Annotated in this window: 29 protein-coding genes; 18 read left to right on the top strand and 11 right to left on the bottom strand. The window is 63.4% G+C overall.

The window, feature by feature from the left end; genetic code table 11:
* Position 1 precedes the first annotated feature (1 nt).
* The 4 genes from NKJ75_RS18895 to NKJ75_RS18880 are packed head-to-tail and all read right to left on the bottom strand — an operon-like array spanning position 2 to position 3,121.
* Complete coding sequence (locus tag NKJ75_RS18895; RefSeq protein WP_023700845.1) at positions 2-340, bottom strand: XdhC family protein; 339 nt, start codon at positions 338-340, stop codon at positions 2-4.
* Positions 341-397: 57 nt separating this feature from the next.
* Positions 398-1,663, bottom strand: coding sequence for a vWA domain-containing protein (locus tag NKJ75_RS18890; protein ID WP_023748572.1), 1,266 nt, complete (start codon positions 1,661-1,663; stop codon positions 398-400).
* Positions 1,664-1,667: 4 nt separating this feature from the next.
* Positions 1,668-2,597, bottom strand: a complete 930-nt coding sequence (locus tag NKJ75_RS18885; RefSeq protein WP_352500035.1) for an AAA family ATPase — start codon at positions 2,595-2,597, stop codon at positions 1,668-1,670.
* Positions 2,594-3,121, bottom strand: a complete 528-nt coding sequence (locus NKJ75_RS18880; RefSeq protein WP_023700848.1) for a flavin reductase — start codon at positions 3,119-3,121, stop codon at positions 2,594-2,596. Before NKJ75_RS18880 ends, NKJ75_RS18885 begins: the two co-directional genes overlap by 4 nt.
* Positions 3,122-3,300: 179 nt before the next feature.
* Between NKJ75_RS18880 and NKJ75_RS18875 the strand changes: the two genes are divergently transcribed.
* Together NKJ75_RS18875 and NKJ75_RS18870 are read left to right on the top strand one after the other, a co-directional pair.
* Positions 3,301-4,371, top strand: coding sequence for a branched-chain amino acid ABC transporter substrate-binding protein (locus tag NKJ75_RS18875; RefSeq protein ID WP_352500034.1), 1,071 nt, complete (start codon positions 3,301-3,303; stop codon positions 4,369-4,371).
* Positions 4,371-5,390 carry a P1 family peptidase gene (locus NKJ75_RS18870; protein WP_023694138.1) on the top strand — a complete coding sequence of 340 codons (1,020 nt, stop codon included), beginning with the start codon at positions 4,371-4,373 and terminating at the stop codon, positions 5,388-5,390. The genes NKJ75_RS18875 and NKJ75_RS18870 overlap by 1 nt, the downstream gene beginning before the upstream one ends.
* A 7-nt stretch (positions 5,391-5,397) precedes the next feature.
* Here the strand turns inward: NKJ75_RS18870 and NKJ75_RS18865 are convergent, their stop codons facing one another.
* Positions 5,398-5,652 carry a DUF2171 domain-containing protein gene (locus NKJ75_RS18865; protein WP_023669083.1) on the bottom strand — a complete coding sequence of 85 codons (255 nt, stop codon included), beginning with the start codon at positions 5,650-5,652 and terminating at the stop codon, positions 5,398-5,400.
* A gap of 137 nt (positions 5,653-5,789) precedes the next feature.
* Between NKJ75_RS18865 and NKJ75_RS18860 the strand changes: the two genes are divergently transcribed.
* The 4 genes from NKJ75_RS18860 to NKJ75_RS18845 are packed head-to-tail and all read left to right on the top strand — an operon-like array spanning position 5,790 to position 9,134.
* Positions 5,790-6,515: a DUF2259 domain-containing protein gene (locus NKJ75_RS18860; RefSeq protein ID WP_352498184.1), complete on the top strand. Its 726-nt coding sequence runs from the start codon at positions 5,790-5,792 to the stop codon at positions 6,513-6,515.
* A gap of 56 nt (positions 6,516-6,571) precedes the next feature.
* Entirely contained in the window at positions 6,572-7,036 is a 465-nt protein-coding gene (locus tag NKJ75_RS18855; protein ID WP_352500067.1) for a hypothetical protein, read from the top strand.
* A gap of 59 nt (positions 7,037-7,095) precedes the next feature.
* Entirely contained in the window at positions 7,096-8,397 is a 1,302-nt protein-coding gene (purB, locus tag NKJ75_RS18850) for an adenylosuccinate lyase (RefSeq protein ID WP_352498183.1), read from the top strand.
* Between the two features lie 8 nt (positions 8,398-8,405).
* Complete coding sequence (locus NKJ75_RS18845; protein WP_023694134.1) at positions 8,406-9,134, top strand: metallophosphoesterase family protein; 729 nt, start codon at positions 8,406-8,408, stop codon at positions 9,132-9,134.
* A gap of 15 nt (positions 9,135-9,149) precedes the next feature.
* Here NKJ75_RS18845 and NKJ75_RS18840 read toward each other — a convergent pair whose 3' ends face one another.
* Positions 9,150-9,965, bottom strand: coding sequence for a VOC family protein (locus NKJ75_RS18840; RefSeq protein WP_023694133.1), 816 nt, complete (start codon positions 9,963-9,965; stop codon positions 9,150-9,152).
* A gap of 194 nt (positions 9,966-10,159) precedes the next feature.
* Here NKJ75_RS18840 and NKJ75_RS18835 point away from each other — a divergent pair, with 194 nt between their 5' ends.
* Positions 10,160-10,714, top strand: coding sequence for an RBBP9/YdeN family alpha/beta hydrolase (locus NKJ75_RS18835; protein ID WP_023694132.1), 555 nt, complete (start codon positions 10,160-10,162; stop codon positions 10,712-10,714).
* A gap of 19 nt (positions 10,715-10,733) precedes the next feature.
* On the opposite strand, the gene NKJ75_RS18830 is transcribed toward NKJ75_RS18835, so the two are convergent.
* Positions 10,734-11,507, bottom strand: a complete 774-nt coding sequence (locus tag NKJ75_RS18830; RefSeq protein ID WP_023669090.1) for an HpcH/HpaI aldolase family protein — start codon at positions 11,505-11,507, stop codon at positions 10,734-10,736.
* Positions 11,508-11,634: 127 nt separating this feature from the next.
* Positions 11,635-11,955 (bottom strand): DUF1476 domain-containing protein, encoded by a 321-nt coding sequence (locus NKJ75_RS18825; RefSeq protein WP_023669091.1) that lies wholly within the window; start codon positions 11,953-11,955, stop codon positions 11,635-11,637.
* Positions 11,956-12,002: 47 nt separating this feature from the next.
* On the opposite strand from NKJ75_RS18825, the gene NKJ75_RS18820 reads away from it, so the two are divergent.
* The 6 genes from NKJ75_RS18820 to NKJ75_RS18795 all read left to right on the top strand — a co-directional run bounded on the left by NKJ75_RS18820 (position 12,003) and on the right by NKJ75_RS18795 (position 15,127).
* A complete protein-coding gene (locus NKJ75_RS18820; protein ID WP_280790911.1) occupies positions 12,003-12,125 on the top strand; it encodes a hypothetical protein in 123 nt (40 codons plus the stop codon).
* A gap of 105 nt (positions 12,126-12,230) precedes the next feature.
* Positions 12,231-13,025 carry a phosphoribosylaminoimidazolesuccinocarboxamide synthase gene (gene purC, locus NKJ75_RS18815; RefSeq protein WP_013532127.1) on the top strand — a complete coding sequence of 265 codons (795 nt, stop codon included), beginning with the start codon at positions 12,231-12,233 and terminating at the stop codon, positions 13,023-13,025.
* Positions 13,026-13,113: 88 nt separating this feature from the next.
* A complete protein-coding gene (purS, locus tag NKJ75_RS18810; protein WP_023669092.1) occupies positions 13,114-13,356 on the top strand; it encodes a phosphoribosylformylglycinamidine synthase subunit PurS in 243 nt (80 codons plus the stop codon).
* A 1-nt stretch (position 13,357) separates the two neighbouring features.
* On the top strand, positions 13,358-14,026 hold the full coding sequence (gene purQ / locus NKJ75_RS18805; protein WP_023711489.1) for a phosphoribosylformylglycinamidine synthase subunit PurQ: 669 nt from the start codon (positions 13,358-13,360) through the stop codon (positions 14,024-14,026).
* Positions 14,027-14,067: 41 nt separating this feature from the next.
* On the top strand, positions 14,068-14,478 hold the full coding sequence (locus tag NKJ75_RS18800; protein ID WP_023697575.1) for a hypothetical protein: 411 nt from the start codon (positions 14,068-14,070) through the stop codon (positions 14,476-14,478).
* A 4-nt stretch (positions 14,479-14,482) separates the two neighbouring features.
* On the top strand, positions 14,483-15,127 hold the full coding sequence (locus NKJ75_RS18795) for a Pr6Pr family membrane protein (protein WP_023834166.1): 645 nt from the start codon (positions 14,483-14,485) through the stop codon (positions 15,125-15,127).
* Positions 15,128-15,139: 12 nt separating this feature from the next.
* On the opposite strand, the gene NKJ75_RS18790 is transcribed toward NKJ75_RS18795, so the two are convergent.
* Positions 15,140-15,385 carry a DUF1127 domain-containing protein gene (locus NKJ75_RS18790; protein ID WP_023834167.1) on the bottom strand — a complete coding sequence of 82 codons (246 nt, stop codon included), beginning with the start codon at positions 15,383-15,385 and terminating at the stop codon, positions 15,140-15,142.
* Between the two features lie 93 nt (positions 15,386-15,478).
* On the opposite strand from NKJ75_RS18790, the gene NKJ75_RS18785 reads away from it, so the two are divergent.
* Positions 15,479-16,888 carry an aminotransferase-like domain-containing protein gene (locus tag NKJ75_RS18785; protein WP_352500033.1) on the top strand — a complete coding sequence of 470 codons (1,410 nt, stop codon included), beginning with the start codon at positions 15,479-15,481 and terminating at the stop codon, positions 16,886-16,888.
* A 30-nt stretch (positions 16,889-16,918) separates the two neighbouring features.
* Here the strand turns inward: NKJ75_RS18785 and NKJ75_RS18780 are convergent, their stop codons facing one another.
* Positions 16,919-17,083 carry a hypothetical protein gene (locus NKJ75_RS18780; protein ID WP_023669098.1) on the bottom strand — a complete coding sequence of 55 codons (165 nt, stop codon included), beginning with the start codon at positions 17,081-17,083 and terminating at the stop codon, positions 16,919-16,921.
* A 188-nt stretch (positions 17,084-17,271) separates the two neighbouring features.
* On the opposite strand from NKJ75_RS18780, the gene purL reads away from it, so the two are divergent.
* The 3 genes from purL to NKJ75_RS18765 all read left to right on the top strand — a co-directional run bounded on the left by purL (position 17,272) and on the right by NKJ75_RS18765 (position 20,357).
* Complete coding sequence (gene purL, locus NKJ75_RS18775; RefSeq protein WP_023706459.1) at positions 17,272-19,503, top strand: phosphoribosylformylglycinamidine synthase subunit PurL; 2,232 nt, start codon at positions 17,272-17,274, stop codon at positions 19,501-19,503.
* Entirely contained in the window at positions 19,500-20,024 is a 525-nt protein-coding gene (locus tag NKJ75_RS18770; RefSeq protein WP_023706458.1) for a hypothetical protein, read from the top strand. The genes purL and NKJ75_RS18770 overlap by 4 nt, the downstream gene beginning before the upstream one ends.
* Before the next feature lie 99 nt (positions 20,025-20,123).
* Complete coding sequence (locus tag NKJ75_RS18765) at positions 20,124-20,357, top strand: BolA/IbaG family iron-sulfur metabolism protein (protein ID WP_010909092.1); 234 nt, start codon at positions 20,124-20,126, stop codon at positions 20,355-20,357.
* 12 nt (positions 20,358-20,369) lie between these two features.
* Here NKJ75_RS18765 and NKJ75_RS18760 read toward each other — a convergent pair whose 3' ends face one another.
* Entirely contained in the window at positions 20,370-21,179 is an 810-nt protein-coding gene (locus NKJ75_RS18760; RefSeq protein ID WP_023706456.1) for a phosphodiester glycosidase family protein, read from the bottom strand.
* Positions 21,180-21,339: 160 nt separating this feature from the next.
* Here NKJ75_RS18760 and grxD point away from each other — a divergent pair, with 160 nt between their 5' ends.
* Positions 21,340-21,675, top strand: coding sequence for a Grx4 family monothiol glutaredoxin (grxD, locus tag NKJ75_RS18755; protein ID WP_023669102.1), 336 nt, complete (start codon positions 21,340-21,342; stop codon positions 21,673-21,675).
* The last annotated feature ends 95 nt before the right edge of the window (positions 21,676-21,770 follow it).

The following is a 21,770-nucleotide window of genomic DNA, read 5'->3' as shown; positions in this document are numbered from 1 at the left end:
CCTAACCAAGCCGCTCCACATAGACCTTGATGCGGCCGCCGCAGGACAGGCCGACCTGCCAGGCGGTTTCGTCGGCAACGCCGAACTCCAGCATCTTCGCTTTCCCCGAGTCGATGACGTCCATCGCCTCGCTCACCACAGCACCCTCGACGCAGCCGCCCGAGACCGAGCCGTGGAAATTGCCTTCGGCGTCGATGACCAAGTGGCTGCCGACCGGCCTCGGCGCCGAACCCCAGGTCTCGACCACCGTGGCGATGGCAACATCCTTGCCGTCCTTCATCCAACCTTCCGCGATGATCAAGGGGTCGCGGGCCTCATCGAGATAGATGCTGTTGTCCATGATCGCTTGCCTCAAAGTCTGTTTTCTCTGGGAGCCTGTTTTCGGAATCCAATATGGCTATGCGGCGCGCCTGACACCAGCGTCCAGCCAGCGACGCGGATCGACCGAAGCGGCGGATTTCTTGTCCAGCGAGGCGCAGAGGTCGGCCAGCGCATCGAGATTGTGCACCGAGCGGAACTCGTCGACATGAGGCAGCATCGCTCTGACGCCGCGGGCGCGGGCCTCGAAACCGTCGAAGCGCAATAGGGGATTCAGCCAGATCAGCCGCCGGCAGGTTTTGTGCAGGCGATCCATCTCCTCCGACAGGCCGGAAACATCGTCGCGCTCCAAACCGTCGGTGATCAAAAGCACCACCGCGCCCTGCCCGAGCACGCGGCGTGACCAGTGCTTGTTGAACTCCGCCAGCGTATCGCCGATGCGGGTGCCGCCCGACCAGTCCTTCACCGCCGCCGAGCAGTCGGCAAGGGCGGCATCGGGGTCGCGATGGCGCATCTGCCGCGTGAGATTGGTCAGTCGCGTGCCGAAGACGAAGGTGTGCACGCGCCGCCGTTTTTCGGTCAGCGCATGCAGAAAGTGCAGGAAGATGCGCGTGTACTGGCTCATCGAACCGGAGATATCGGCGAGAACCACCAGCGGCGGATGCACTTCGCGGGCTGAGCGGAATTTCGGCAGGATCAGTTCGCCGCCGGTGCGCGCGGCCGAGCGCATCATGGCGCGTGGATCGATACGGCGGCCATGCAGGTCTGCCTTGAAGCGTCGGGTACGGACCATGTCGAACGGCAGCCGCAGCCGGGCAATCGCCTTCTTGGCGTCTGCCATCTCGTCGGCATTCATCTGGGCAAAGTCCTTGCCGCGCAGCACTTCATTCCCGGAGAAGGTTAGCCGGGCGTCGACTTCGATCTCCGGGATTTCCCTGACCGGCCGATTCTTCTCGTGGCCTTCGAACATGGCCTGGCTGACGCGGTTTTCTGCCGCGCGCGGCTTTTGCTTCTCCCTGGTGTCGGGCGCCACCGGCGAGAACATCACCAGAAGTTTCTCGATCAGCTCGCGCGATTTCCAGAACAGCCGGAAGGCTTCGTCGAAAACAGGGTGATCCTCGTGCCGCGACACCAGCACGGCATGCAGCGTCCAGTAGAAATCGTCGCGCGAACCGATGCCGGCTGCAAGCACCGCCTCGATCCCATCCTTGACCGAAGCCGGCCCGACCCGCATGCCGGATTTGCGCAACGTGCGGGCGAAATAGACAATGTTGTCGGCGATGCGCCCGTCTTCCGTCGCCTCTCTGGGGTCGGTCTCTTTGGGGTAAGCACCCGGCGCCTTCACTGCCCTACTCCGCCGCCGCCAGTTCGGCCTTGACCTCATCGAGGATGCGCCGGCCCTCGCCCGCGCCGATGCGGGCAATGTCGTCCTGGTATTTCAACAAAACGCCGATCGTGTCGGAGACGGTCTCGGGATCGAGCGCCACCTTGTCGAGTTCGGTCAGCGCGCCGGCCCAGTCGATGGTTTCGGCGACACCCGGCGCCTTGAACAGCTCGACCCGGCGCAGCTTCTGGATGAACGACACCACTTCCGCGGAAAGTCGGCTGTTGGCCTGCGGCACCTTGCGGCGCACGATCTCCAGCTCGCGCTCGGCATTGGGATAGTCGACCCAGTGATAGAGGCAGCGCCGCTTCAGCGCGTCGTGGATTTCGCGGGTGCGGTTGGTGGTGATGATGACGATCGGCGGCTCCTCCGCCTTGATCGTGCCAAGCTCGGGCACCGTCACCTGGAAATCGGACAGGATTTCGAGCAGGAACGCCTCGAAGGCTTCGTCGGTGCGGTCGAGCTCATCGACCAGGAACACCGGGGCCGCACCCGCCTTGCCGGTCAGCGCATCGAGCACCGGCCGGCGGATCAGGTATTTTTCGGAAAAGACATTGCGCTCCATGTCGGAGCGGTCGACCGAGCCTGCCGCCTCCTCCATGCGGATCTCTATCATCTGCGCGGCGTAATTCCACTCATAGACAGCGGACGAGACGTCGAGCCCTTCATAGCATTGCAGGCGGATCAGCCGGCGGCCGAGTGCCTGCGCCAGCACCTTGGCGATCTCGGTCTTGCCGACGCCGGCCTCGCCCTCGAGGAAGAGCGGCCGCTGCATGCGCAGCGACAGGAACAGCACCGTTGCGAGCGAGCGGTCCGCGACATAGTCCGCGCCGGTCAGGAGATCGAGCGTTTCGTCGATCGTCCGCGGCGCGGGGCGCGGTTTCAGCTCGGTCATTCTTTCTCCGTTGCCGCCTCTGCTCCGCTCTGCAGCACGTGGTAGTCGCGGGCGTGGTAGATCAGCGGCCGCAAATTATCGCCCATGCGCAGGCCTGTCACCTTGCCAAAAAGCACACGATGGGTGGCGAGATCCTTGGTGTCCATCAATTCGCAGTCGAAAACCGCAAGAGCGCCCTTCAGGGTAGGCGCGCCCGTCGATATGACATCCCACTCGCCAAGCGCGAAACGCTCATCGGCCGACAGCCCGGTCAGGCCTGAAAACGCCACTGATAGCGGCTGCTGGTGCGAAGCCAGCGTGTTCAGCGCAAACCGGCCGTTTTGCACGAACAGCTCGTTCTTGGCATTCTCGCGGTTGAGACAGACGAGAACCGTCGGCGGTGTGTCCGACACCGAACAGGCGGCAATCACCGTCGTGCCGCGTTTGCCGGCGGGCCCGTCGGTGGTCACCACATGGACGTGGCCGGCAAAATGCGCCATCGCGTCGCGATAGGCCTGAGGCCCTATGTCGTTCAACTTCAACACCGATGATTTTCCATAAGCGGGAACCCAAGCGTTATATATGGCGGCACACAATAGGCCACAAGCGAAGTGGTTGACGCCAATCCGCAATTCCCGTGTTGCGCCTGGGGCGGGCAGCCTTTAGGTCTTGGCACAAGAGACGCTGGAAGCATGCGACCGGCACGGAGGAATTCGTCGTCAGAATGCGACCCCCAACAGCTGTAATAGCGGCACTGCTCTGGCTGCTGCCGGCAAGCGCCGGCGCGCAGACGCTGCTTGTCGGCGTCGCCGCGCCCCTGTCCGGTCCGTCGGCGATCCTGGGCAAGCAGATCGAGGCGGGTGCTGCCCTGGCAGCAGAAGCCAACGGCGCCGAGATCAGGACGGTCGACGATGCCTGCACCGCCGATGGCGGGGCTGCCGCCGCCAGGGAATTCGCCGCTGCGAAGGTCGATATCGTCGTCGGCTTCCTCTGCACCGAGGCGATCCAGGCGGCGCTGCCGATCCTCAAGGACGCCAACATACCGGTCATCACCGTTGGCGTACGCACCGAAAGCCTGACCGATCGCCGCGCCAAAACCGGCTGGCCGGTCTACCGGCTGGGGCCACGCGGCGACGACGAGCGCAATGCCGTGGCCGGCATCCTGACCCGGCTGTGGCAGAGCGAATTGTTCGCCATCGTCGATGACGGGACCATCTATGGCCGCGAAATCGCCGAGACGCTGCGCGCAGCGGCCGAACAGGCGGCGCTGAAGCCGGTCTTCACAGACACGTTCCGGCCCCAGCTCGACAACCAGATCGGGCTGATCGGGCGGCTGAAGAAATCAGGCGCGACGCATGTCTTTGCCGGTGGCGACGGCGACGACATCGCCATTATGGGCCGCGACGCCGGCCAGCTCGAGGCCGGCATTGTCTTTGCCGGCGGCGAGAATTTGCGCACGCCACCCGGCGATGTGCCTTACGCCGTCGGCACGCTGATGATCGCGCCGCCGGAATGGGCCGATGTCGCCGATCCCAAGGTGCTGGCGGCGTTTACGGCCAAAAACATCGCGCCGGATGGCTATGCCTTGCCGGCCTATGCGGCGGTGGAGATTGCCAAGGCGGCCTCGGCCGCGCCCGAGACCTCGGGCAAGGGGCTGGCCGACGCGCTAACCGGGAACGATTTCACCACCGCGATCGGCCCGCTGCGGTTCGACGACAAAGGCGATCTGAGCCAAAACCTCTATCGCGCCTTCCGCTTCGACGGGACGCGTTTCGTGCCGGCGGAGACGAACTGATGTTTCGCACCGGGCCGCGCAATCTGATCACCGATGTCGCCGGCCTGCGCGTCGGCAACGCGTCGGACGCCAGGCTGAAATCGGGCGTCACCACCGTATTGTGCGACGAACCGGCGGTCGGTGGCGTGCAGATCCTCGGCGGCGCGCCGGGCACGCGCGAGACCGACCTGCTCGAACCGCACAATTCCATCGAGGCGGTTCATGCCGTCGTGCTGTCGGGCGGCTCGGCCTTCGGCCTCGACGCCGCCTCCGGCGTTCAGGCAGCGCTGCGCGAAAAAGGCATTGGCGTCGATGTTGGCGGCTTTCGCGTGCCGATCGTGCCGGCGGCGATCCTGTTCGACCTGCGCAATGGCGGCGACAAGGATTGGGGCCGTTATCCTCCCTACCGCGACCTCGGCTACGAAGCCGCCCAGGCGGCAACAGTCGACTTTCCGCTCGGCACAATCGGCGCCGGCACCGGGGCGCTGAGTTCCGGGCTGAAGGGCGGCCTTGGCTCTGCCTCGACTGTGCTCGACAGCGGCGTCACCATCGGCGCACTCGCCGCCGCCAACCCGACCGGCTCGGTAACGATCGCGCGGACCCGCTATTTCTGGGCGGCGCCCTTCGAGATCGGCGATGAGTTCGGCGGGCTTGGCTATCCCTCGCCAATGCCGGACGATGCCAGGCGGATCCTGTTGAAATACCGCGACAAGCGTGTCGGTGGACAAGCCGAGGCCGGTGGCAACACCACCATCGCCGTCATCGCCACCGACGCCGTGCTGACCAAGGCGGCAGCCAAGCGGCTGGCCATTTCAGCGCATGACGGCTTCGTGCGCGCCATCTGGCCCGTGCACACGCCGGCTGACGGCGATCTGGTGTTCGCGCTGGCGACGGGGAAGAGCGGCATAGAACTCAGCGCCGACGATGCCGTCGATTTCTTTGCCGCCGCCGGCGCCACCATGGCGCGCGCCATCAGCCGCGGCATCCATGCCGCGACGCCGGCCGATGGCGATCTGTTTCCGGTGTGGTCGTCGCGCTGACTTTCAGTCAGGTCGGGTCGGACTCCTCTTCCTCGAAGCTGACCGCGACATCCGAATTCGCCGACAGCCAGACTTTCTGGCCCTCGACCTCGGCAAGCAGGCTCAAGGGAATGTAGTGGTGATGCCCCTGATGGGCGCCCTCGCCGCTGTCGGCCTTGGTCAACTTGATCCGCTCGCCATCGACCCTGTCGACGGTGCCGATGTGAACGCCGTCGGCGCCGACCACTTCCATATGCTCGCGAATCTTGCTGGCCTCAGTCATGGGGTGTTCTCCTTTTGAAAACGATCGACGATAACAAACAGAGGCGAAATTGGATGCATCGCCTTTCGAATAGCACGATGTTTTGACTGTCTCGTGATAGGGAACGATCGAACCACGGCAGGCGGAGCGGAACCCCGATGCGAAATCTCGTCCTGATTGGCGTTTGCCTGCTGGTCCATCTGGCATCCGCCATGGCCGCCCGAGCGGGCGATGTCGCCGAGCTTGAAATCCTCGGCTTCAGCAAGGATGGCGGCGTCTTCGCCTTCGAGGAATACGGTGTGGCAGACGGTTCGGGCTTTCCCTATGCCAATCGCTACTACATCAACACCGCCGACGACACGTTCCTGAAGGGCACGCCAATCCGGGTCCGGCTGGAGGATGAGACCGCCTCGCTCGATACGGCCCGTCAGCAGGCCAGGCAGAAGGGCGAAGCAATCATTGCCCAGGCCGAGCTTACCGCCAACCGCGGCATCACCGCCGGCTTCAACCCGGTGACCGAATTGTCGGCCGACCCGTTCCGCATGGTGGTCAACCCACGGCCGATCTTTTCGCCGGTCGACCCGCCGCTGGAATTCCGGCTGGACGAGATCGGCATGAACGACACCGAAAGCTGCCAGAGCCAGGGCGAGGTCAACGGTTTTCGCCTGCTGCGGATCGAGGCCAGGGATGGCGGCCAGACCCATCTGCTGCATGAGGATAAATCGATCCCGAAAAGCCGTGGCTGCCCGAACGGCTACAGGATCGGCGCGGTGCAGACGTTCTCGATGGACAGCATCAGCGCCTATGCGGTGCTGATCGCAGTGCGCCAATACGGCTTCGAAGGACCGGATTTTCGCTGGATCGCCGTGACCGGACGCCTGTGACATCGCTCGATCAATCCAGTTGGCGCAAGCGCGCCGGAAATCGCGTCAGCCGCGCCATACCATCGGCGGGCGCGGCGCTTGTCGGCGCCTTGCTGTGGGCGATGGCCATGGGCGCCAGCGCGCTGACCGGTCTTTGGCTCGACAATTGGGAGACCCCGGAAAAGATCCGCTTCGTCGTCCTGCTGTTTGCGACCGGCGCGGCATTGGCCTTTCCCGTCGGGTTGTTCGCGGCGCGGCTGGTCTCGCTCGACCGGCATTGGGAGGTGGCGTTCGCCGCCGCCTTCGTCTGCCTGCTTGCCACGACGCTCGCCTTCACCGGCGGGTTGTTTGCGCTGCAATACCGCTCCTATTATGCCGAATGGCACGCGGAGGCCTTCACCGCCCGGTGGGCGTTCGAACTGGTCTTCACCTCGCTGACGGCGCTCTACCCGTTCGTGGTGCTGGGTATCAGGCTCTATTTTCCGCTCGGATTCATCGCGCTTGCCGCCGCCAGCGTGTGGTTTGCACGCCAGCAGCGTTGAGCATTCGGTCCGCCTCTGATAGGAGGCGCACTTAACCACCGACATATCAGGACTGACGGATGATCCCTCGCTATTCCCGGCCGGAAATGGTCGCCATCTGGTCGCCGGAAACCCGCTTCCGCATCTGGTTCGAGATCGAGGCCCATGCCTGCGATGCGCTAGCCGAGCTCGGCGTCATCCCCAGAGAAGCCGCCAAAACCATCTGGGAAAAAGGCGGCGCCGCCCAATTCGACGTCGGCAAGATCGACGAGATCGAGGCCGTCACCAAGCACGACGTCATCGCCTTCCTCACCCATCTCACCGAATTCGTCGGGCCGGATGCGCGTTTCATCCACCAGGGCATGACCTCATCGGATGTTCTCGACACCTGCCTTGCGGTGCAGCTCGGCCGCGCCAGCGATATCCTGCTGGCCGACCTCGACGGCCTGCTCGCCGCGCTGAAGCGCCGGGCCTTCGAGCACAAGGACACCGTCACCATCGGCCGCAGCCACGGCATTCATGCCGAGCCGACCACGTTCGGCGTCAAGCTGGCGCAGGCCTATGCCGAGTTCTCACGCTGCCGCGAGCGGCTGGTGCACGCACGGGAGGATATTGCCACCTGCGCCATATCGGGCGCGATCGGCACCTTCGCCAACATCGATCCCTATGTCGAAGAGCATGTGGCGAAAAAGCTTGGGCTGAAGCCGGAGCCGGTGTCGACGCAGGTCATCCCTCGCGACCGCCATGCCATGTTCTTTGCCACGCTCGGCGTCATCGCCTCGTCGGTCGAGCGGCTGGCGACCGAGATCCGCCATCTGCAGCGCACCGAGGTGCTGGAAGCGGAAGAGTATTTTTCGCCGGGCCAGAAGGGCTCGTCGGCAATGCCGCACAAGCGCAACCCGGTGCTGACCGAAAACCTCACCGGCCTTGCCCGCATGGTGCGCTCCATGGCGCTGCCGGCGATGGAGAATGTGGCGCTCTGGCACGAGCGCGACATCTCGCATTCCTCGGTCGAGCGCATGATAGGGCCGGACGCCACGGTAACGCTGGATTTCGCGCTGTCGCGGCTCACCGGCGTCGTCGACAAATTGCTGGTCTATCCCGACAACATGCTGAAGAACATGAACAAGTTCCGTGGCCTTGTGCATTCGCAGCGCGTGCTTTTGGCGCTGACGCAAGCCGGCGTCAGCCGCGAGGATGCCTACCGCCTGGTGCAGCGCAACGCCATGAAGGTATGGGAACATGGCGCTGATTTCCTTGAGGAATTGTTGGCCGACAAGGAAGTCACCGCAGCGCTGCCCGAAGCCGAGATCCGCGAGAAATTCGACCTGGGCTATCACACCAAGCATGTCGACACGATCTTCAAGCGGGTTTTCGGATAGGATCTTCCATGCGGCTGGCTGTCCTTTCCGACATCCATGGGAATCTGCGCGCGCTTGAGGCGGTTCATGCGCAGATCAAAGACGCTTCTCCCGACATCATCGTCAATCTGGGCGATTGTCTCTCCGGGCCGCTATGGCCTGAAGAAACCGCGCAATATCTGATGGCACAGAATTGGCCGACCGTGCGCGGCAATCACGACCGTGTGCTGGTCGAGCCGCCTGCTTCCGGGTTGGAAGACGTCGATGCTTTCACCCACCAATGCCTGTCCCAGGCGTCATTGACCTGGCTCTCCGCATTGCCGGTCACCCTGTCGCCTGCCCAGGACATCCTGCTTTGCCATGGCAGCCCCAGTGACGACGACGTGTTCCTGCTCGAGGAAGACGGAGGCAGCCACTTCCACCCGTCCAATGAAAAGCAGATCAGGCACAAGCTGGGCAGCGCCGGCGCCGGGCTGACCTTGTGCGGCCATACACATACGCCGCGCGTTGTGCGCTTGTCGGACAACCGGACAATCCTCAATCCCGGCAGTGTCGGCGTCCAGGCATTCCCAGGTTTGACTGTGACCGGCAGTCCGGATGCCCGCTATGCCCTTGCCACGCGCAAGGACAGACAATGGTCGTTCAGCCATCATACGGTCAGCTATGACTGGACCGAGGCGTCCACCCGCGCGACAGCCACCGGCTTCGACAGCTGGGCGCATGGGCTGCTGACGGGCTACGCCGCCACTTCCTTGTAAGAACCGAGCGGGCGCTCAGCCGGCGGCGCCCGGCACGGTGCGGATAACCGTGCCCCACGGATCTTCCCGCGTGGTTTCAGCGGTTGTCTTGTCCGACCGCATCTCGACCCAGGCCAGACCCGAGCGGGACGGATCGCGGCGGCCGGCGCCGGCGCTGTGCCACGAATTGCCACCGATATGATGGTGGTAGCCTCCCGACGACAGGAACACCGCCTGCCCTCCATACTTAGCGACCGTGTCGAAGCCAAATTCGTCGTGCCACCAGGCCTCGGCATCTTCCGGCCGGCCGACGCGCAGATGGACATGGCCGATAATGCTGTTTTGCGGCGCGCCCTGCCAGCCGGCGTCACCGGCCGGCACGCTGCCAACCACGGCGGCCAGATTCAGCCGCTCGGTCGCCATGGCGATCTTGTCGCCGTTCCACTTCCACTCCTGCGGCAGACGGTCCCTATAGACTTCAATGCCGTTGCCTTCGGGGTCGGTCAGGTACAAAGCCTCGCTGACCAGATGGTCGGAGGCGCCCTCGATGCGGATCTTGTTGGCGGCGGCATGGTTTATCCAACGGCCGAGATCGGCGCGGCTGGGCAGAAGGAAAGCGGTGTGGAAAAGGCCGGCGCTGCGCGGATCGTCGGGCTTGGCCGCTGCGTCAGGCTCGATGACCAGCAGCGGGCGCTCGGCAGCGCCCAGCGTGATGGCGCCATCGGCGCGGCTCAATTCCTGCAGGCCGACAACAGCCCGGTAGTAATCGGCAAGTCCTTCGGCGTCGCGCGCCTTCAGGCCCACGCGTGACACGCTGACGGGGGTCGTCGCGGCAAAAGGCAGTTCGCTCATAAAACTCTCCGTTCAGCGGGTTATCCCAGGCCGCGCCACCAGTCTATTCTGTTGTCCATCTCTTCCTGCCTCAAATCGTCGATCCTGATCGTTCACACAAGATGGAAAGAATCGAACAGGTTGTTCACGATTGTGATGCACCGCATGCGTCAGCGCGGGTTGCACGAGACACGGCCGCTCGCTATCTCAGCGCCATGAAAGTCAAAGACGCAGATATTCTGATCGTGCCGGGCTACACCAATTCCGGCCCCCAACACTGGCAGACACGCTGGCAGTCGAAACTGTCGACGGCGCGCCGGGTCGAGCAGGCGGAGTGGTCGAAGCCGGTGCGCGAGGACTGGACGGCGAGCGTGGCGAACGCTGTCAACGAGGCCGAGCGGCCGGTGGTGATCGTTGCCCATTCCCTGGGCGTGGCGGCCGCGGTGCAGGCCATTCCGCAGTTCAGGAAGCCGGTCGCCGGTGCGTTCTTTGTCGCGCCGCCCGACGTCGCCAACCCGGAGATAAGGCCGCGTCACCTGATGACCTTTGGCCCCTATGCACGCGAACCGCTGCCCTTCCCGTCCATCGTCATCGCCAGCCGCAACGATCCGTTCTGCGCCTTCGAGGTTGCCGAGGACATTGCCGGCGCCTGGGGTTCGCTGTTCATCGATGCCGGCGAAACCGGTCACCTCAATGAGGATGCCGGCTTCGGCCCGTGGCCGGAAGGGTCGATGACCTTCGCCAAGTTCCTGACCGACCTCAAGGCCTGACCGGGCAAGGCACCACGCCTCAGCCCTTGATCGAATCGTTCATGCTTTTGATGAGTATCTTTGCGCCGAGCGAAATCAGCGCATGGTCCGAGCCCATCGCCAGCAGCCGGTAGCCCATCGCCACGACGCGGCCGGCAATCGCCGGCTCAACGACGTAGATTGCCGCATGCTTGCCCGCCTTGCGCGTCCGCTCGGCGATGGAGGCGACGGTTTCCATCATGCTTTCCAGCGTCGAATTGACGGTGGCGCCATTCGACCAGGCGATGGAGAAATCCGATGGGCCGAGGAAGATGCCGTCAATGCCCGGCGTGTCGAGGATGCCGTCCAGCGCATCGAGTGCGGCGCGCGTTTCGACCATGGCAAAGGCCATGGTGCGTTGATTGGTGTCGCGCAGCCATTCGGCGTGGTCGCCTTTGCCATGGCGCGGAAAAGCATAGGTCGGGCCCCAGGAGCGCTCGCCCATCGGCGGATATTTCATCGCCGCGGCAAAGAGTTTTGCATCGGCCACCGAATTCACCATCGGTGCAATCACCGCCTCGGCACCGAAATCGAGGGCGCGGCTGGCCATGTCGAAGCGGCCGACCGGAATGCGCACCAGCGCCGGCTTGTTGGCGGCCAGCACCGGCACCAGGCCGCGCAAGACCGAGTCTTCGTGGTGTCCGCCATGCTGCATATCGAGGGTGACGGCGTCAAAACCCTGCTTGGCGATGATTTCGACCGTCAAAGCGTCCGGAACGCCGGACCAGGCGGTGAACAGCGTTTCATCCGCCGCCAGGCGTGACTTCAGGGACATGGGTGCTTTCCTCGTTGGGTAGAGCCTTGTAACAGGCCTACGCACAGTTTCAGCCGGAAAAGGCTGAAAAGGCAAAGAAAAACCGCCCGGCTGGACCGGGCGGTCGATTGGTCCAGCGCTACTCGCTCTAGGTGTTCTTGATCTGCTCGATCGCCTGCGCCATCAGTTCGTCCATGGTGCGGCGGATCTGGTGATCCGACTGGTCGACGCCGGCGGCGTCGAAATCCTTGCGGATCTTGCGGAATACGTCGTGATCGCCGGCTTCCTCGATATCGGAAACCACAACTTCCTTGGCATAGGCGTCGGCGTCAGTGCCGGATTTGCCCAGCTTTTCGGCGGCCCACAGACCGAGCGCCTTGTTGCGGCGTGCGGAAGCCTTGAAGCGAAGTTCTTCGTCGAAGGCGAATTTGCGCTCAAAACCCTCTTCGCGGTCTTTCATGCTGCTCATGGCTTCCCTCCGATGAAATCGATTCGCGTTGGCGATGGATATGTGTGTTGCCGCAGCACAAACCAAAAGGGCGCGGGCCGGTCAATATGCTACATCACTTGCTGCGCTGCGGCATTTCATTCCTGAAAGCGGTCGATGGAAAGGATTTGCCGATTGAGCAAACGCTGTGATTGGGATAGACCCGGCATTGAACCCCACCCGTCGCCGCACCAATTTAGGCAGACGGACAGGAACTGGTCGCTTGCCGCCTGCCCGCAAATCCAGAGAAAAATCAGATGAAAAATCGCCGCCGCATTTATGAAGGCAAGGCCAAGATCCTCTATGAGGGACCGGAACCGGGCACGCTTATCCAGTTCTTCAAAGATGATGCGACCGCATTCAACAAGAAGAAACATGAGGTCATCGACGGCAAGGGTGTGCTCAACAACCGCATTTCCGAGTACATCTTCAACCATCTGAACCGCATGGGCATTCCGACCCACTTCATCCGCCGGCTCAACATGCGCGAGCAGCTGATCAAGGAAGTCGAGATCATTCCGCTCGAAGTGGTGGTGCGCAATGTCGCCGCCGGCTCGCTGTCCAAGCGCCTCGGCATCGAGGAAGGCACCGTTCTGCCGCGTTCGATCATCGAATTCTATTACAAGGCCGATGCGCTCGACGATCCGATGGTGTCGGAAGAGCACATCACCGCTTTCGGCTGGGCAAGCCCGCAGGAGATCGACGACGTCATGGCGCTGGCCATCCGCGTCAACGACTTCCTCTCCGGCCTGTTCATGGGTGTCGGCATCCAGCTCGTGGATTTCAAGATCGAATGCGGCCGCCTGTTCGAGGGCGACATGATGCGCATCGTCGTTGCCGACGAGATCTCGCCGGATTCGTGCCGGCTGTGGGACGTGGCAACGCAGGACAAGCTCGACAAGGACCGTTTCCGCCGCGATATGGGCGGCCTCGTCGAAGCCTATCAGGAAGTTGCCCGCCGCCTTGGCATCATGAACGAGAACGAGCCGCCGCGCCCGACCGGCCCGGTGCTCGTCGCCTCGACCGATGGCCTCAAAGGCAAGCCGCATTAAGTCTTCATTTCTTGACGCAATTCCGGACGGAAAACCGCTTCACACTTTTCCTGGAATTGCTAAGTCTTCGAACAGGAACCTGTCCAGCATGATCAAGGCCCGCATCACCGTCACCCTCAAGAACGGCGTGCTCGACCCGCAGGGAAAAGCCATAGAGCACGCTCTGTCCGGACTGGGGTTCGGCGGCGTCGGCCAGGTGCGGCAGGGCAAGGTCTTCGACCTCGAGCTCTCGGAGACCGACAAGGCCAAGGCTGAAGCCGATCTGAAAGCCATGTGCGACAAGCTGCTGGCGAATACGGTGATCGAGAATTACGCGGTGGAGATCGCTTGATATGAAATCAGCTGTCGTTCTTCTCCCCGGCCTCAACCGCGACCGCGACATGATTGCGGCGCTGACCAAGATTTCCGGGCAGGCGCCGGCGACCGTCTGGCAGACCGACACTGAAATCCCCGATGTCGACCTGATCGCCATTCCCGGCGGCTTCTCCTTCGGCGATTATCTGCGCTGCGGCGCCATTGCCGCGCGGATGCCGGTGATGCGGGCAGTCGCTGAAAAGGCCGCCAAGGGCGTCATGGTCATTGGCGTCTGCAACGGGTTCCAGATTCTGGTCGAGGCCGGCCTGCTGCCCGGCGCGCTGATGCGCAATGCTTCGCTGAAATTCGTCTGCCGAGAGGTGAAGCTCGAAATCGCCAACGCCAACACCATGTTCACCCGCCGCTACCAGCCGGGTCAGATCATCCGCACGCCGGTGGCGCATCACGACGGCAATTATTTCGCCGACGCCGACACGCTTGCCCGTCTCGAAGGCGAAGGACAGGTGGTGTTTCGCTATGCCGAGGGCAGCAATCCCAATGGCTCGATGAACGACATTGCCGGTATCGTCAGCGAGAAGGGCAATGTGCTCGGCCTGATGCCGCATCCCGAAAACCTGATCGAGGCAGCGCATGGCGGAAGCGACGGCCGCGCCCTGTTCGAAGGCGCGCTCGGCATCGCCGCCTGATATCTCTTCGAATTCCTTTCAAAACGCGGGGGCGGTTGACCATGAGACTGATGATTGTTCGCCTAGGTCCCCTGGCTGCTGCCGGCTTGGCGTTGGCGTCCTGCCAGTCCAGCCCGAAGAGCGCGCCGGTCCCCACGGGCAAGAGCGCTTCGCTGCTGGCCATGGAACAGGTAGCGATATCGGCCCACAAATGCTGGATCGCCAGCAAGGATCCCGCCTTCAAATCCTATCAGATGGCCAATGAGCTGAATTCGTTCAGCGGCACGCCCCGCTTCCTGCTGGTGCCGGCCAAGCATTATGGCGGCAAGCCGCTGCTGGTCGTCCAGGCGCAAGGCAATTCCAGCCGCGTCGACGTGTTCGGTCCGCTGATGGACGATCCGCTCGGCGCGCGCATCGGATCCGACATTGCGCGCTGGCAAACGGGCAACCCCTCCTGCAACGCGGCCGCCTGACGCCATGGGCCGCTTCCTGCAGTTTGCGGGATTGGTCATAGGTCTGGCCGGGCTTGTCCTGCAAGCGTGCATCACCATCCCGGCATCGATGGAGGCCGGCCGCAGTTTTCTCGGCTCCATCGTCTTTCTGTTCAGCTTCTTCACCATCCTGACCAACATCGGTGCGGTGCTGGTCCATGTCTCGCTGCTGTCGCCTTCGGGCTACGCCTGGCTGCCCGCCTTTGCCGGACCGCGGATGCGGGCCGGCGTCGCCGTGTCCATCGCGCTTGTCTTCATCGTCTATGCGACGGTTCTGGCGCAGCTCTGGCAGCCGCAGGGGCTGTTCCTGCTCTGTGACGTGCTGCTGCACTATGTGACGCCGGTGCTGTTCGTGCTGTGGTGGCTTGTTGCAGGCGCTGACGGCAGGACACGCTGGAGCGACATTTCGTGGTGGATGGCCTATCCGATCGCCTATCTCGCCTATGCGCTGGCGCGCGCACCGATCGCAGGCGAAGTGCCCTACCCGTTCCTCGACGTTGCGAAAAACGGCGCGGCCAACGTCGCCCTTGCGGCGCTGGCCGTCACCGGTGTTTTCCTGGTGCTGTGCATCCTCGCCGTGCTTGCCGATAAGGGCGTCTCACGCCTCAGGGCTCCGGGCACACGCCGCTGACCAGACTACAAGTTAGTCCCAGAATCGCCTGATGCCTTCGCGGTGAGCGTCGTCACGCGACACACCGATGTCCCTGAGCTGCTCGTCGGTCATTTCGAGCAAAGCCAGGCGGCCGCGACGGCGCTCGATCAGCACGTCGATCCATCGCGCCAGCGATCTGACCACATGCACGATCCGGCCGACAAAGCCTCGCCGGCTGGACGGGCAAGGCCCGACCAATTCAATGCCCGCGCAGCGAATTGTCTCGATTGTATCCATTGTCTTTCTGCCAACCTTGCAAATTGTACCCATCTTGGTACGGTTCTGATATGCATTGACACCCGATCTGGTGCAATATACAGAATTGTCACCATGACAAATTGGCTCCCTGACCTCACCATCGGTTCCGGCCCGCTTTACCAGCGCCTTGCCGACAGCATCGAGTCGGACATCGACAAGGGCGTCATCGATGCCGGGGCAAAATTGCCGCCGCAGCGCGATCTCGCCTATGATATCGGCACGACGGTCGGCACGATCGGCCGAGCCTATCAGCTGCTGCGCGAGCGCGGCCTGGTGAGCGGGGAAGTCGGTCGCGGGACCTATGTGCTGGCGCAGCAATCGGAAGCGTCACCCGAATTCGCCGAGCCTGCCGTGCAAGGCACGCGCTATGTCGATGCGCCGCCCGGCAAACTGCGTTTCGACAGCACTGCCGCGCCCGACATCGGCCAGGGCGCCATTGTCGCTGACGTGCTCTCGCGCACGGTGCAGGAACACCCGCACCAGATTTCGAGCTACACCAGGGATTTTCCGGAGCGCTGGTTCGAGGCCGGCGCCCGGTGGCTGTCGCGCAATTCGTTCCGTCCGGCGGCCGACACCATCGTTCCCACGCTTGGCACGCATGCCGCGGTGATGGCGGCGATTGCGGCACTGACCACGCCGGGCGACTATGTCGTCTTCGAGCACCTCACCTATTCGCAGATCGCCCGCAGCGCCGGGCTGATCGGGCGGCGCATAGCACTGGTGGCATCGGACGAAGAAGGCCTCGATCCCGAGGATTTCGAACGCGTCTGCGCGCAGAAGCACCCGAAGATGATCTTCCTGATGCCGACGGTGCAGAACCCGACGCTGGCGATCCTGTCGGTTTCGCGCCGCGAGGCGATCGCCCGCGTCGCGCGCGCGTACAATGTCATCGTCATCGAGGACGATCTCTATGGCGGCCTGACCGAAGATCCGACGCCGCTCATCGCCGAATATGCGCCCGAGCGCACCATTGTCGCCGGCGGTCTGTCGAAATCGGTCGCGGCAGGTGTTCGCGGCGGCTGGCTCTCCTGCCCGCCCGCCTATCGCCATCGCATCCGCGTCGCCCACAAGATGATGACCGGCGGAATGCCGTTCCTGCTGGCGGAGGTGAATGCGCGGCTGGTGCTGTCAGGGCAGGCTGGCGATATCCGCAAACGCAGCATTGCCGAAATTGCCGCCCGGATCGCCATCGTGCGCGAGACACTGGCCGGTTTCGCCTTCAAGTCACACGGCAGCGTGCCCTTCGTCTGGCTGACGCTGCCCGATCCTTGGCTGTCCGGCACTTTCAGGAGCGCATGCCTCGAAAATGGCGTGCTCCTCGACGACGAGGACGAGTTCAAGGCGGGGCGTTCCGAGCAGGTTTTTCACGGCGTGCGTTTCGGCGTCTCGCAGCCAAGGCGGCGCGAGGACATCACCGGCGGCGTCGCGGTGATCCGGCGGCTGCTGGAGGAAGGCCGCGCCGGCTACGACAGTTCGTCCTGACTCGATCCTCCTGTATCCCGATCTTCAGGTTCAGCCCTCTGCCTTGAAGTTTTTGGCTTCCTTCGCGCCCTTGTCCTTGCCGTGCTTCTCGGCCAGGTCCTTGGCCTGCTTGGGCGAAACGTCGGTGGTCTCGGCAATATGCATGGCCTCCTTGTCGGAGAGGCGATTGTCTTTCTTGCCTTGCTTGGTGGCCATGTCGAAATCTCCTGATTGGTTTGAGGCCTAACGGCCGGGATGCCATAGCGTTCCCCAGCGGCTCCCCGCTACCATCGTCGCCCTGTGGTTTTCCGGCGTTTTTCGTCATCCGATGGGGTGTATCACGCCAAAGCTTGCGATATGAGGGGACTCAAATTCCCCTCTCCCATGGACACCAATCGCCGCCCATGACCATTTCCAATTCCGTGCCGATTACCCCGGAACTCATAGCCGCGCATGGGCTGAAGCCCGACGAATACCAGCGCATCCTCGATCTGGTCGGGCGCGAACCGAGCTTTACCGAACTCGGCATCTTCTCGGCGATGTGGAATGAGCACTGCTCCTACAAATCCTCGAAGAAATGGCTGCGCACGCTGCCGACCACCGGGCCGCAGGTCATCCAGGGTCCGGGCGAGAACGCCGGCGTGGTCGATATCGGCGACGGCGACTGCGTCGTCTTCAAGATGGAGAGCCACAACCATCCCTCCTACATCGAGCCCTACCAGGGTGCGGCGACCGGCGTCGGCGGCATATTGCGCGACGTCTTCACCATGGGCGCGCGGCCGATTGCGGCGATGAACGCTCTGCGCTTCGGCGCACCCGACCATCCCAAGACCAGGCACCTTGTCAGCGGCGTGGTTTCCGGCGTCGGCGGCTACGGCAATGCGTTCGGCGTGCCGACGGTCGGCGGCGAGGTCAATTTCGACGCCCGCTACAATGGCAACATCCTGGTCAACGCCTTTGCCGCCGGCCTCGCCAAGACAGATGCGATCTTCCTGTCGGAAGCCAAGGGCGTCGGCCTGCCGGTCGTCTATCTCGGCGCCAAGACCGGCCGCGACGGCGTCGGCGGCGCCACGATGGCCTCGGCCGAGTTCGACGACAAGATCGACGAGAAGCGCCCGACCGTGCAGGTCGGCGATCCCTTCACCGAAAAATGCCTGCTCGAAGCCTGTCTTGAGCTGATGGCGTCTGGCGCCGTCATCGCCATCCAGGACATGGGTGCGGCCGGCCTCACCTGTTCGGCGGTCGAGATGGGCGCCAAGGGCGACCTCGGCATCGAGCTTCACCTCGACCAGGTGCCGGTGCGCGAAGAGCGCATGAGCGCCTATGAGATGATGCTGTCGGAGAGTCAGGAGCGCATGCTGATGGTGCTGCGCCCCGAGAAGGAAAAGGAAGCCGAGGCGATCTTCCACAAATGGGGCCTCGACTTCGCTATCGTCGGCAAGACCACCGACGATCTGCGTTTCCGCGTCATCCATCAGGGCGACGAGGTCGCCAATCTGCCGATCAAGGACCTTGGCGACAAGGCGCCGGAATATGACCGCCCCTGGGTCGAGCCGAAGAAGCCGGCGGCGCTCGCAGCCGGCGATGCGCCGAAGGCCGACGTTGCCGATGCGCTGTTGAAACTGCTCGGCGGGCCGAACCTGTCGTCGCGCCGCTGGGTGTGGGAGCAGTACGACACGCTGATCCAGGGCAATTCGCTGCAGCTTCCCGGCGGCGACGCCGGCGTGGTGCGCGTCGAAGGACATCCGACCAAGGCGCTCGCCTTCTCCTCCGACGTCACGCCGCGCTATTGCGAGGCCGACCCGTACGAAGGCGGCAAGCAGGCGGTGGCCGAATGCTGGCGCAACCTCACCGCCACCGGCGCGCTGCCGCTGGCGGCCACCGACAACCTCAATTTCGGCAATCCGGAACGGCCTGAGATCATGGGCCAACTGGTCGGCGCGGTGAAAGGCATTGGCGATGCCTGCCGGGCGCTCGGCTTCCCGATCGTGTCGGGCAATGTCTCGCTCTACAACGAAACCAATGGCCAAGGTATCCTGCCGACGCCGACCATCGGCGGCGTGGGGCTGATTGCCGACTGGTCGAAGATGACCCGTATCGGCTTTGCCGCCGAGGGCCAGATGATCCTGCTGGTCGGCGCGCCCCCAAGCTGGGGCAGCCATCTCGGCCAGTCCGCCTATTTCAGAGACATTCACGGTCGGACCGACGGGCCGCCGCCACCCGTCGACCTCGCCCATGAAAAGCGCGTCGGCGACCATGTGCGCGCGCTGATCGCGTCGGGCGTCGTGACCGCGGCGCATGACCTTTCCGATGGCGGCCTGGCGATAGCCCTGGCCGAAATGGCGATGGCGTCCGGCATCGGCGCCACCATTCCGGGGCTCGCCGGCACCGACCCGATCCCGGTCTGGTTCGGCGAAGACCAGGGCCGCTACCTGCTGACGCTGTCCGTCGATCCGCAGAGCAAGGAATGGGACGCCATCCGCGACGAACAGAGCAGGCTCGGCATCTTTGCGCCATGGATCGGCTCGACCGGTGGAAACGAAGTGAAGCTCGGCGATGCCAGGGCGATCCCGGTCAGCGAATTGACCGCTGCCCACGAAGGCTGGTTCCCGAACTTCATGGACAAGTCCAGTTGACCAGCCTGGCAGCCCGGACGCTGATCGCAGTCGTCTTCTGGCCGTCGCTGTTCTTCTTCTGGTTCCTCGGGCCGTTCGTCTTTTTCCTGCTGTCGACGACCTCGAGCGAGGTCTGTCCGCTGCTGGAAAGGCGTGACCAGTTCCTTGAGGCGGCCAATGGCACACTGCAGATGCTGGCCTTGCAAAGTCTGATCTATGCGATCCCCATCGTCTGCCTGGTGCTGTGGAGCCGCCTTTTGCCGAACCCGGCGCGCGCAAGGCATGTCGCCACCTGCATCAAGCTATTTGCCATTGCGGTCATTACCGGCGCGCTGTGGGAATACGGGTCATCGCTGATCTGCGACGGCTATGGCCAACCATTCTTTTCGCCCTTGTGGCAGATGACCAGCTATCTCCCGATTATCACCCTGGCGCTCAACATCCCGCTCTATGTCCTGGTGTTCAGCCTTGGCCGGGGGTTCTCGACCCGCGACGACATTACAGAAGATGGTGTGGTTCACCCGCGGCAGGATGGCCCTTAGACACTGCGTCGCCGACAGAACGGCTTCAACCCGGACCAGAAAGGCTTTAGGCTGCCGTCCGAGTCACTCGTGCCTAGCCGCCCAGAACAGGATTTTGCCATGGCAATGGATGCCCACGACATCGAAAAACTGATCAAGGACGGCATTCCGGACGCCAAGGTGACGATCCGCGACCTCGCCGGTGACGGCGATCACTATGCAGCCGAAGTGGTGGCCGAAAGCTTCCGCGGAAAGAGCCGCGTCCAGCAGCACCAGATGGTCTATGATGCGCTGAAGGGCAATATGGGCGGCGTGCTGCACGCGCTGGCGTTGCAGACCAGTGTGCCGGACTGACGCCAGGCTGGCCTAGCGCGTCGGCGGCTGGCTTGCCAACACGGCAATGATCGGCCCTGCCGGATATCTTCCGCCGACAATCATCCTGTCGCCATCCGACAGCGCGGAGACCGCGCCGTCGAGGAACAGCGCGTTGCGGCATTGTAGCGCGTCGCGAAACAGCCGCGCAAAGCTGCCGAAACTTACCTCAGACCGCGAGATCGCCAGCAAAACGGTGTTTTCATCGCGCACGCCGACGCCGTTGCGGACGTAGCGCGAGGTTCCGTTCGGCTCGAAGCGTGGATGAATCTGGCCATCGATCACCAGCATCGGGCCCGACTGCGTGGCGAAGGCGACATCGGGTTTGGCGGCGGCATAGGCGTTGCTTTCCATGACAGCCGCCTTGCCGTCCTTGCCGACCAGAAAGACGCCGTTCGGCTTCAGGAAGAAATTACCTTCGCTATCGGCAAGGTTGAGCGGCGACTTTTCGCTGCCGTTCTCGACCAGCAGGCCGACCGGCGACAAATCCTCGTGATACATGCCGCCATTCATGGCGAGCAGCACCGGCCTCCCCTCGCCCGCAACCGCCTTGCCGAAGGCCTCCAGCGAGCCGAAGGGCTTGCCGTCGGCACCGACGTGAAAGACAGCGAGGTTGTAGGTCCGCAGGTCGACCGTGCAGACGACATAGGTCACCGCCTCGAAGGCGACATTCCGGCAAGGCGCGGGCAGGTCACCGCCAATGACCAGCGGCGGCGGCTCCGGGCGTCTCGGCCACCAGACAACGGCAATCGCGGCCAGCAGGATGGCGATCAGAAGGGCGGCGCCATATCGTCTTTTCATCATGTCCCGGAGGCTGCAATCGGCAGGGATGCTTGGCCCAAGACAGGCGATCCTTTGCGCCATTTCCGCGACGGCGGCGCAAACATCTTGTTTCGGCCCATCTATGGGTTTATTTGATGGCTATGCTTCGAGCCTGACTCCCACAGGCGTGAAAGGATATCTCATGAGCGGCATCAACGACTACATCGACAGCGAAGTGAAGGGCAACGACGTCGTCCTTTTCATGAAGGGCACGCCCGGTTTTCCGCAGTGCGGCTTTTCCGGCCAGGTCGTCCAGATCCTCGATTACATCGGCGCCGACTACAAGGGCGTCGACGTGCTGACCTCGGCCGAACTGCGCCAAGGCATCAAGGAATATTCGAACTGGCCGACGATCCCGCAGCTTTACGTCAAGGGCGAATTCGTCGGCGGCTGCGACATCATCCGCGAAATGTTCCAGGCGGGCGAGCTGCAGACGTTGCTCGTCGACAAGGGCGTCAGCGTCAAAGCGACAGCCTGATTCTGAGTTGAGACGGGGCAGCCCCGCCCCGGCAAAATGTTACCTCCCCCTATCGGAGTGAGGACGAACTTATGCGCCGGCATGCCGGCGCATAT

Source organism: Mesorhizobium sp. M0058, assembly GCF_040323095.1.
GTDB lineage: Bacteria > Pseudomonadota > Alphaproteobacteria > Rhizobiales > Rhizobiaceae > Mesorhizobium.
The sequence above is the reverse complement of the archived record's forward strand: the minus strand, read 5'-3'. Positions and strand labels throughout refer to the sequence as shown.

Bases quoted from the DNA above. Each gene is read 5' to 3' on its own strand.
- NKJ75_RS18895 (WP_023700845.1), bottom strand. From the start codon at position 340: ATGGACAACAGCATCTATCTCGATGAGGCCCGCGACCCCTTGATCATC.
- NKJ75_RS18885 (WP_352500035.1), bottom strand. From the start codon at position 2,597: ATGACCGAGCTGAAACCGCGCCCCGCGCCGCGGACGATCGACGAAACG.
- NKJ75_RS18875 (WP_352500034.1), top strand. From the start codon at position 3,301: ATGCGACCCCCAACAGCTGTAATAGCGGCACTGCTCTGGCTGCTGCCG.
- NKJ75_RS18870 (WP_023694138.1), top strand. From the start codon at position 4,371: ATGTTTCGCACCGGGCCGCGCAATCTGATCACCGATGTCGCCGGCCTG.
- NKJ75_RS18865 (WP_023669083.1), bottom strand. From the start codon at position 5,652: ATGACTGAGGCCAGCAAGATTCGCGAGCATATGGAAGTGGTCGGCGCC.
- NKJ75_RS18860 (WP_352498184.1), top strand. From the start codon at position 5,790: ATGCGAAATCTCGTCCTGATTGGCGTTTGCCTGCTGGTCCATCTGGCA.
- purB (WP_352498183.1), top strand. From the start codon at position 7,096: ATGATCCCTCGCTATTCCCGGCCGGAAATGGTCGCCATCTGGTCGCCG.
- NKJ75_RS18845 (WP_023694134.1), top strand. From the start codon at position 8,406: ATGCGGCTGGCTGTCCTTTCCGACATCCATGGGAATCTGCGCGCGCTT.
- NKJ75_RS18840 (WP_023694133.1), bottom strand. From the start codon at position 9,965: ATGAGCGAACTGCCTTTTGCCGCGACGACCCCCGTCAGCGTGTCACGC.
- NKJ75_RS18835 (WP_023694132.1), top strand. From the start codon at position 10,160: ATGAAAGTCAAAGACGCAGATATTCTGATCGTGCCGGGCTACACCAAT.
- NKJ75_RS18830 (WP_023669090.1), bottom strand. From the start codon at position 11,507: ATGTCCCTGAAGTCACGCCTGGCGGCGGATGAAACGCTGTTCACCGCC.
- NKJ75_RS18825 (WP_023669091.1), bottom strand. From the start codon at position 11,955: ATGAGCAGCATGAAAGACCGCGAAGAGGGTTTTGAGCGCAAATTCGCC.
- purC (WP_013532127.1), top strand. From the start codon at position 12,231: ATGAAAAATCGCCGCCGCATTTATGAAGGCAAGGCCAAGATCCTCTAT.
- purS (WP_023669092.1), top strand. From the start codon at position 13,114: ATGATCAAGGCCCGCATCACCGTCACCCTCAAGAACGGCGTGCTCGAC.
- purQ (WP_023711489.1), top strand. From the start codon at position 13,358: ATGAAATCAGCTGTCGTTCTTCTCCCCGGCCTCAACCGCGACCGCGAC.
- NKJ75_RS18800 (WP_023697575.1), top strand. From the start codon at position 14,068: ATGAGACTGATGATTGTTCGCCTAGGTCCCCTGGCTGCTGCCGGCTTG.
- NKJ75_RS18795 (WP_023834166.1), top strand. From the start codon at position 14,483: ATGGGCCGCTTCCTGCAGTTTGCGGGATTGGTCATAGGTCTGGCCGGG.
- NKJ75_RS18790 (WP_023834167.1), bottom strand. From the start codon at position 15,385: ATGGATACAATCGAGACAATTCGCTGCGCGGGCATTGAATTGGTCGGG.
- NKJ75_RS18785 (WP_352500033.1), top strand. From the start codon at position 15,479: ATGACAAATTGGCTCCCTGACCTCACCATCGGTTCCGGCCCGCTTTAC.
- NKJ75_RS18780 (WP_023669098.1), bottom strand. From the start codon at position 17,083: ATGGCCACCAAGCAAGGCAAGAAAGACAATCGCCTCTCCGACAAGGAG.
- purL (WP_023706459.1), top strand. From the start codon at position 17,272: ATGACCATTTCCAATTCCGTGCCGATTACCCCGGAACTCATAGCCGCG.
- NKJ75_RS18765 (WP_010909092.1), top strand. From the start codon at position 20,124: ATGGCAATGGATGCCCACGACATCGAAAAACTGATCAAGGACGGCATT.
- NKJ75_RS18760 (WP_023706456.1), bottom strand. From the start codon at position 21,179: ATGATGAAAAGACGATATGGCGCCGCCCTTCTGATCGCCATCCTGCTG.
- grxD (WP_023669102.1), top strand. From the start codon at position 21,340: ATGAGCGGCATCAACGACTACATCGACAGCGAAGTGAAGGGCAACGAC.